This window comes from Pantoea sp. Morm, assembly GCF_016643525.1.
In the GTDB taxonomy this organism is placed as follows: Bacteria; Pseudomonadota; Gammaproteobacteria; order Enterobacterales; family Enterobacteriaceae; genus Pantoea; species Pantoea dispersa.
Genome location: NZ_VOQX01000145.1, coordinates 1 through 7,149 on the forward strand (window position 1 = coordinate 1; position 7,149 = coordinate 7,149).

Here is a 7,149-nt window from a genome sequence, read left to right on the forward strand (position 1 = left end):
GAACTGGCGCTGATCGATCGCTACTGGCGCGCCGCCAATTATCTGTCCGTCGGGCAAATCTACCTGATGGCCAACCCGCTGTTACGCGAACCACTGCAGCCCGGGCATATCAAGCCACGTCTGCTCGGCCACTGGGGCACCACGCCCGGCCTGAACTTTATCTATGCGCACCTCAACCGCATCATCCGCCAGCGCGAGGTGGATCTGCTGTACGTCTGCGGCCCGGGGCACGGCGGGCCGGGGATGGTGGCGAACAGCTGGCTCGAAGGCAGCTACAGCGAAATCTATCCGCACGTCAGTGAAGATGCCGCCGGTATGCAGCGGCTGTTTAAGCAGTTTTCGTTTCCCGGAGGCATTCCCAGCCATGCGGCACCAGAAACGCCGGGCTCGATTAACGAAGGCGGCGAGCTGGGCTATTCGCTGTCGCATGCGTTTGGCGCGGTTTTCGATCATCCGCAGCTGATCGTACCCTGCGTGATTGGTGACGGCGAAGCCGAAACCGGGCCGCTTGCCGCCAGCTGGCACGGCATCAAATTCCTCAATCCGCAGCGTGATGGTGCAGTGCTACCCATTCTGCATCTGAACGGCTACAAAATTGCCAACCCGACGCTGCTGGGGCGCAGCAGTGATGACGATCTGCAGCAGCTGTTCAGCGGTTACGGTTATGAGCCGCTGTTTGTCTGCGGGCACGAGCCGGCCGACATGCACCAGCAGATGGCGGCAGCGCTGGATAACGCGTTTGATAAGATTGCCGCTTATCAGCAGCAGGCGCGCAGCGGGCAGACAGAGCAGGCGATCCCGCGCTGGCCGATGATTGTACTGCGCAGCCCGAAGGGCTGGACCGGCCCGAAAGAGGTGGACGGTAAAAAGGTGGAAGATTTCTGGCGTGCGCATCAGGTGCCGGTGGCGGCGTGTCGCGAAGACGCGTCGCATCGGCAGGTGTTAGAGCAGTGGCTGCGCAGCTATCAGCCGGAAGATCTGTTTGACGAGGCGGGTAAACTCAGGCCGGAACTGCGTGCGCTGGCGCCGCAGGGGGATAAACGCATGAGCGCCTCACCCTATGCCAACGGCGGACGGCTGCGCCGCACGCTCAACACGCCGGACATCCGCGAGTTTGCGCTCGACACCGGCGCGCCGGGCAGCCAGCGCGGCGAAGCCACTAAACAGTTCGGCCACTACCTCAGCGCGATTTTTCAGCGCAACGCCGATAACTTCCGTCTGTTCGGGCCAGATGAGACCGCATCGAATCGCCTGACGCCGGTCTTTGACGTCACCAGCCGCAGCTGGATGGCGGACATCGAACCGTATGATGAGCAGCTGGCGCGTGACGGCCGGGTAATGGAAATTCTCAGCGAGCACCAGTGTCAGGGCTGGCTGGAGGGCTATCTGCTGACCGGACGACACGGGCTGTTTAACTGTTATGAAGCCTTTATCCATATTGTCGACTCGATGTTTAACCAGCACGCCAAATGGCTAAAGGTGGCGCGCAAACTGGGCTGGCGCCAGCCGATCTCGTCGCTCAACTATCTGTTGTCTTCACATGTCTGGCGTCAGGATCACAACGGTTACAGCCATCAGGATCCCGGTTTTATCGATCACGTGGCGAATAAAAAGGCGGATATCGTGCGCATCTATCTGCCGCCGGACGCAAACACCCTGCTGTGGGTGGGCGATCACTGTCTGCGCACCTGGGATCGCATCAACGTGATTGTCGCCGGCAAGCAGCCGTCACCGCAGTGGCTGGACATCGACAGCGCCATTGCCCACTGCGAGGCGGGTATGGGCGAATGGCGCTGGGCGAGCGATGACGGCGAGCCGGATGTGGTGATGGCCTGCGCCGGCGATGTGCCCACCATGGAGACGCTGGCGGCGGTGGATCTGCTGCGAAACTATCTGCCCGCGCTGCGCATTCGCGTGGTCAACGTGGTGGATCTGCTGGCACTGCAGACGCAGCAGCAGCACCCGCACGGCAAGTCGGAAGAGGATTTCGATGCGCTGTTTACCCGCGACAAACCGGTGATTTTCGCCTTTCATGGCTATCCCAGCCTGATTCATCGTCTGACTTATCAGCGCAGCAATCACGCCAATTTCCACGTGCACGGATTTAACGAAGAGGGCACCACCACCACGCCGTTTGATATGACGGTGCTCAACGAACTGGACCGCTATCATCTGGCGCAGGCGGCGATTTTGCATGTGCCGGGCCTGGCCGATCGCCATCCTGAATTGCTCGACGACCTGCAGCAGCGCATCGCGGAGCACCATCGCTATGTGCGCGAATACGGTGAAGACGTGCCGGAAGTACGTAACTGGCTGTGGCCGGGCTAACCCGACCCGGGCGCGAAAAAAAACCGCCTGAAAAGGCGGTTTATGGTTTATTCGGCCTGTTTATCCCCGGATTCAGGCGCGCTGGTTTCGTCATCTTTCGGCTTCTGGTCGGGGCTGTTTTTACGCGGATCGTAATCCGGCTGGTCGCCGTGAACGGGACGATCGGTCATTGTATACTCCTTAACGGTTACCATGTGAACCCGCGCCACCGTTGCCAGCTGCGCGGATATAAAGGGTGGCTGCGCGGCTCAGCCCGGAACATTCTGCCGCTTCTCTGTGTGCTGAGGTTTCCCCATAGCCAGTGCGCTGGCGCTGGCCGGATCGAACAGCGACAGGCTTTCAATCTGGTCGACCATCAGCACCTTACGGAACTCCAGCGCGCTTTTGGGTTTGGAGACAAAGCTAATCTCGTGCTGGTGATACCAGCGACTGTAGTTATGCTCAATCGCCAGATTCAGCGTGCGCGAATCGCGGTAGCCGCTGAGCATCGGAATCAGCACGATATTGGCGGTGCTGGGATATTCAAAGGTGGCAGCGTGAATCATGCCGATGTAGATACGGCGCGATTTCAGCGTGACCCATGCCAGTTCGCCTTCTTCCATGCAGTGCAGCAGCAGTTGTTCAATACCGTTAGAGCGGGACAGGCGCTGATATAGTTCTTTGCGACTGCCGGCGGTCAGCCGCGCGCTGCCGGAATTGGAACGATACACACAAAACAGCACGGCAAACGCCAGCATGATCACCACCGGTGCCTGAATGCCGAGAAAACTCCATGTCATGAAATCGACGTGCCAGCGCGCATGGAGATCGGCAGACAGCGCCAGGCTGTTATTGATGGCCGAGGCCGCCAGCAGTAGCAGCCAGACCAGGCCGGTGGCGACCACGCCCTGAACGACAAAAATGCAGCCGTACAGCGCAATGAGAAAATAGACGTCCCAGCCAAAGGAGCGTTTTATTTTCAGGCGGCTGGACATATCGCGACTGGTGTACCAGTAGCCGCAGACCATCAGCACCATAAATATCGCGGTTCCCATCAGATATCCTTTAAGCGCTTAATATGATCGGCGAAGTCCTGCTGTACCTGCGGGCTGAGGGGATTAACCGAAGCGTTACCGTCTTCGTCAATAATAATCCGGTCACCTTCCTGAATGGATTCACGAATATCCTGGCGGCTCATCACCTGCAGTAATGATTCCGGACTGGAAAAAAGAGAGGTAAAATAGCGCAATATCACGTCAGGCTGTTCCTGTAAGGCAATAAATAGTTAATTGATCATATAACGTTTTCTGCCAGATTCAGGCGGTTTCAGAGTTATCTGTTAAACGTGAGGAAAGTCAGCGCAGGGTAAGACAATAATCCGGGGGGTAACGGCGCGCTCCCTGCGCCATGGCCGCCTCATCCTGTGCTGGCCGGCTAATCACGAGCCGCGATTGCTGCTCTGTCCGCCTTTTTTACCGGCTTCGGACGCTTTTTCGCGGTCGTTTTTAAAGTTGCCGCCGCTGTGCTGTCCGCCTTTTTTACCGGCTTCTGATGCTTTCTGTTTATCTTCTGCGAAATTACCTGAACCGCCTCGATGCTGAGTCATAATATATCCTCTTCATGAGTAATAAATAACATGACGTTGTTGCGCTGTCATGTGCGTGTTGCGTATTTAATAGTAATCGCTGGTGCTATTTCTGCAAGCGTGACGGCGCATAAAAAAGGGCGTTTTTATTTTTTATCTTAGTTTGTTGAAATAACAATAATTCTGCGCTGTCGCTGCGCTTATTTAAAACTTTTGCGGCGGTGAAGTAATAAAATGAAACACTCCAGTGCACCCAACCGGCCGGGCCAGACAGCTGACCCGGCGCCGTGAGCCACGCTAAATAACCATGCCTAAAATCTGCAGGATGCTCTGCTGCGAAGCAGTAATAAAAGGAATGTCTTTGATGTGCTGCATGCCAAAGGCTTCATAAAATTTGCGTGCGCGCACGTTCTCGCCCATCACTTCCAGCCACAGATAGCCTTCCTGCTTATCGCGCGCGGCGTGGATAATGCTTTCGAACATGCGCCGGCCATAGTTTTTACCGGTTTCCTGCGGGTTGAGGTAGAGCTTATTCAGCTGGGCACCGCTCATGCCGGAGTCCGGTACCGGCGTATTCCAGGTCACTTTGGCAAAGCCGATGGGTTTGCTGGTTTCGGCAATCAGCCAGCTTTCGTTGGGCGCCACCAGGCTGCTGCGCAGCTCGGCCAGGCCGTACTCTTTATCGATGAATTCATCCAGCTCGGCTTCGGATACCCACATATGTTTGAAGTGGGCGCTGTAGGTCATGCGCCCCAGTTGATGCAGCAGTTCGGCATCATCAGGCTGCGCGTTGCGTATGGTGAATTCCATGCCAGTCTTCCTTCAGTTTTTATGTTTTATCCTGCGTTACGGCAGAGTGGGGGTGTCAGCGGGCATCCTGCCCGTACAGGTGACCCGTCATTATGCGCGAATCAAACCGGGTGTCATCCCTTTTGCGGTAAGGAAGTTAGCTGAATGTTTTGATTTTTTAACAGGAAAGGAGGCAGGCGCAGGATGTCCAGCGGGCTGAACATCCTGAATTGAGGCGGGAGGCGCGAATTAAAAGCCGTAGCTGGTGAGGCGATGGTAAAAATCCATGTGGTTTTTGCAGCCCAGCTTGCGTGAGATGGTGTTCTTGTAGTGGCTGATGGTCTTATTGCTGAGGTGCAGCGCATGCCCGATCTCCGTCATGCGGCGCGGACCCGCCAGCCAGCGCAGCAGCGTGAACTCGCGCTCGGTCAGCACATCGGCGTTGCCGTGCGGTGCGGCGACGGTGGCAACGTTTTCCGGCGTCAGCACCGCACTGACCAGTGTCGCCAGCGGGCATTTTTTACTCAGGATCAGCGCTTTCTTCAGGTGGCGGGCGACGTAATTCAGTACGGCTTCATCGCTGATGTCGGTGAGAATCACCAGCTCGACGCCCGGTGTTTTGAGCTGCATCAGCAGCAGGCTACGCAGCGTCTCTTCCAGGTTTTTACTGGCAAAATGCAGCTCGCTGATCACTACGTTACGCCCGCGTCCGGTGGGGATAGGGTTATCCGGCGAGGTGAGCGTCAGGCAGCTTATCATCTGCCCGGAAAAGTAGAGGCGCAGACCTTCCGTAATCCAGCGGTCGCTATCCATAGTGAAGATGTTCAGCATTGTTTCCTCCTGTGCTCGCGGTTAACCCATTTGAACGGAAACCGCGCTGAGCCGATATCAGACGGCCTGCGTCAGGTTGTAGGAAAAGGCTGAGAAATGTCTGGCAGGGCTGAGCTGCAGGGGGACAACAGGCAAGCCGGTTCCTGATGAATGAAGCAAAACCGGTGCGGTGGCGAACCGGGGAGATCGCCCGGGATGATGTCAGCCGCCACTGTTGCTCTGCCATTTCATTTTCCTGTCATTTTTAGTCTTTAGGGTGTCAGCTCCTCTGTATGGACATGAATAATATGAAAAGAAAAACGCTTTCCCTGATTCTCGGTTGTACCCTCTCGTTATCCACGCTGGCGGCGCAGCCGCAAACCGAACACTATAGCGTCACTTTTCCTCAGGGGACGCGCGTCAGCTACAGCGGTGCGTTCGCCAGCGCGTTTCCGGAGGGTTTGCCGGTAGGCATCGGTTCCGGTTTGCTGTTTACCGGCAGGCAGGGAGATACGCTCAACTTTGTGACCGTCACCGATCGCGGACCGAATGCCGACTCGCCTGACATGGGTAAACAGGAGTCGAAAATTTTCGTCACGCCGGACTTCGCGCCGCTGCTGATGAATATCCAGGTGAAGAACGGCAAAGCGCAGGCGACGGACGCCCGACCGCTGCACGACGCAAAGGGCAATATTAACGGCTTGCCGCTGCAGAATGGCGTCATCGGGTCAACCAATGAAATCGCGCTAAGCGATAAGTTGCACGTGCTGCAGGGCGATAACCGGGGTCTGGATACGGAAGGCATTACGCTGGACGGGAAGGGCGGATACTGGCTGTGCGATGAGTATGGTCCGTTCCTGATTAACGTTGATAAGCAGGGCAGGATCCTGGCGATTCACGGGCCGCAGGCCATGGAAGGGGAAAAATCGATCGCGGGTGGTCTGCCGAACGTTCTTAAATGGCGCCAGCCAAATCGTGGCTTTGAAGGGATCACGCGCATGCCGGATGGACGCATCATCGCCGCGGTGCAGAGTACGCTGGATATCAACGGGAAAAGTAAAAAGCAGGCACGCTTTACCCGCCTGGTGAGCTTCGATCCGGCCACCGGTAAAACCGCGATGTATGGTTACCCTATCGACAGCGAGGCGTACAGTAAAAACAGCGACGCGAAAATTGGCGATATCGTGGCGATCGATAATCAGCACATCCTGCTGATTGAGCAGGGCAGCGACAAAGACGACGCGATGCGTAACCTTATCTATAAGGTGGATCTCAGTCAGGCCACCGATCTGGCCACATTCGATAAGGCCGGTGACTACCCGGAGTTTGACGACGCAAAAACGCTGGCGCAGCGCGGCATCGTGCTGGCGACGAAAACGCGGGTGGTGGATCTGCGTCAACTCGGCTGGCAGCAGGAGAAGGCCGAAGGGCTGGCGCTGATCGACAGCAACACGCTGGCGGTCATCAATGACAATGACTTCGGCGTGAAAATGGTGCTGCAAAATCCGGTGGAAGGTAAGAAGCGCAAGGATTATCGGGTCAACGACCAGGGCAGGCTGACGGTAGATGGTAAGCCGGTTGCCACCACCATCAGCGTGAAACCGCTGGATAAAGCCAGCTCGGACAGTGAGTTGTTTATCATAACGCTGGCGGAACCG

At 56.7% G+C, this 7,149-nt stretch carries 8 protein-coding genes; 2 read left to right on the top strand and 6 right to left on the bottom strand.

The genetic code is table 11. The features are described from left to right. The coding region (locus tag FT726_RS25345) for a phosphoketolase (protein WP_407075093.1) at positions 1-2,328 on the top strand (2,328 nt) is incomplete at its 5' end. A gap of 47 nt (positions 2,329-2,375) precedes the next feature. Here FT726_RS25345 and FT726_RS25350 read toward each other — a convergent pair. From FT726_RS25350 to FT726_RS25375, 6 genes are all read right to left on the bottom strand, one after another. Beyond that, on the bottom strand, positions 2,376-2,498 hold the full coding sequence (locus FT726_RS25350; RefSeq protein ID WP_255412066.1) for a hypothetical protein: 123 nt from the start codon (positions 2,496-2,498) through the stop codon (positions 2,376-2,378). A gap of 78 nt (positions 2,499-2,576) precedes the next feature. Beyond that, positions 2,577-3,362 carry a hypothetical protein gene (locus tag FT726_RS25355; protein WP_104092842.1) on the bottom strand — a complete coding sequence of 262 codons (786 nt, stop codon included), beginning with the start codon at positions 3,360-3,362 and terminating at the stop codon, positions 2,577-2,579. Next, positions 3,362-3,559 carry a hypothetical protein gene (locus tag FT726_RS25360; protein ID WP_031279223.1) on the bottom strand — a complete coding sequence of 66 codons (198 nt, stop codon included), beginning with the start codon at positions 3,557-3,559 and terminating at the stop codon, positions 3,362-3,364. The genes FT726_RS25355 and FT726_RS25360 overlap by 1 nt, the downstream gene beginning before the upstream one ends. 186 nt (positions 3,560-3,745) lie before the next feature. Then, positions 3,746-3,913: a general stress protein gene (locus FT726_RS25365; RefSeq protein WP_021506316.1), complete on the bottom strand. Its 168-nt coding sequence runs from the start codon at positions 3,911-3,913 to the stop codon at positions 3,746-3,748. A 276-nt stretch (positions 3,914-4,189) separates the two neighbouring features. Further along, on the bottom strand, positions 4,190-4,702 hold the full coding sequence (locus FT726_RS25370) for a GNAT family N-acetyltransferase (RefSeq protein WP_132462871.1): 513 nt from the start codon (positions 4,700-4,702) through the stop codon (positions 4,190-4,192). A 228-nt stretch (positions 4,703-4,930) separates the two neighbouring features. Further along, positions 4,931-5,512: a LuxR C-terminal-related transcriptional regulator gene (locus FT726_RS25375; RefSeq protein WP_288422539.1), complete on the bottom strand. Its 582-nt coding sequence runs from the start codon at positions 5,510-5,512 to the stop codon at positions 4,931-4,933. Positions 5,513-5,799: 287 nt separating this feature from the next. On the opposite strand from FT726_RS25375, the gene FT726_RS25380 reads away from it, so the two are divergent. Continuing rightward, positions 5,800-7,149, top strand: a 1,350-nt coding sequence (locus FT726_RS25380; RefSeq protein ID WP_346303662.1) for an esterase-like activity of phytase family protein, incomplete at its 3' end; no start/stop codon positions are given.

Excerpts from the sequence above, each read along its gene's own strand:
- FT726_RS25350 (WP_255412066.1), bottom strand. The coding sequence starts at position 2,498 with ATGACCGATCGTCCCGTTCACGGCGACCAGCCGGATTACGATCCGCGT.
- FT726_RS25355 (WP_104092842.1), bottom strand. The coding sequence starts at position 3,362 with ATGGGAACCGCGATATTTATGGTGCTGATGGTCTGCGGCTACTGGTAC.
- FT726_RS25365 (WP_021506316.1), bottom strand. The coding sequence starts at position 3,913 with ATGACTCAGCATCGAGGCGGTTCAGGTAATTTCGCAGAAGATAAACAG.
- FT726_RS25370 (WP_132462871.1), bottom strand. The coding sequence starts at position 4,702 with ATGGAATTCACCATACGCAACGCGCAGCCTGATGATGCCGAACTGCTG.
- FT726_RS25375 (WP_288422539.1), bottom strand. The coding sequence starts at position 5,512 with ATGCTGAACATCTTCACTATGGATAGCGACCGCTGGATTACGGAAGGT.